General features: G+C 35.8%; 1 protein-coding gene. It reads left to right on the top strand.

Annotation, left to right across the window (positions count from 1 at the left end):
- Positions 1-74: 74 nt before the first annotated feature.
- Positions 75-926 (top strand): 5'-methylthioadenosine/S-adenosylhomocysteine nucleosidase family protein (locus KIH86_RS18415; protein ID WP_456094020.1); only part of this gene is annotated, 852 nt, incomplete at its 3' end.

Here is a 926-nt window from a genome sequence, read left to right as displayed (position 1 = left end):
ATTACTATCATTATGAAACGTATACAATTGGAGTAATAGGTTGTTATGGAGCGGTTCATGTTCAATGTAACTCTATGGGAAGTGCGAGTCGCCAAGGCTCGGCTTTAACCACTTTAGAGGCTATCGACCTTTGGAAACCCAAAGCAGTAATAATGGTTGGTATTGCATTTGGGAAAGACCCATCAAAGCAAAACATGACAGATATATTAGTTGCAGAAGCAGTTATTCCTTATGAATTTGAACGAATTAGTGCTCTCCAAACGATTAGTAGAGCTATCCCGGCTGTTACTGGACAAGTTTTACTTGAAAGATCAAAAGCCGCAAAAAGAAACTACGATTTAGCAAATGTTCACCACGGAAAGATACTAAGTGGTGAAAAGCTAGTTGACAATATAAAATTTAAAATGGATTTATTCGATAAGCATAAAGAGGCTATTGGCGGTGAGATGGAAGGGGCTGGTCTTTTTGCAGCATGTAGTAGAAGAAATATAACTGAATGGCTTCTAGTAAAAAGTATTTGTGATTGGGGAGACGGTACAAAGGCTGAGGATTTTCAAGAAGCTGCCGCTAAATCTGCAGTTGCTTTTGTAACTCACTTATTTTCAAATAAAAGTGCATTTTCTAGTCTAGGACTTACTCCGCTTGATCTTACAAGAAAAGTCGAAATGAATTCTGACAATNATGAAAATTTGTGGAAAGATAATGTGGATATAAGAAAACAAATAGCTTACCTAATTGATGAATTATATTTAAATGCGAGACAACACGGCGATGCGAAAAATTTTAAAGTTACATATGTTGAGAATGGGATAGAAATAAAATTTGATGGTAAAAAATTTAATTTGAAGGATATATGTGACGGACCTGAAAAGGATGGTGGTGCATATACTTTAGGATATATCTTACAAAACCATTTTGACAGCGTC

Source organism: Paenibacillus sinensis (assembly GCF_019904155.1).
Classification (GTDB): domain Bacteria; phylum Bacillota; class Bacilli; order Paenibacillales; family Paenibacillaceae; genus Paenibacillus_AQ; species Paenibacillus_AQ sinensis.
This window is presented reverse-complemented; position numbering and strand designations above follow the sequence as displayed.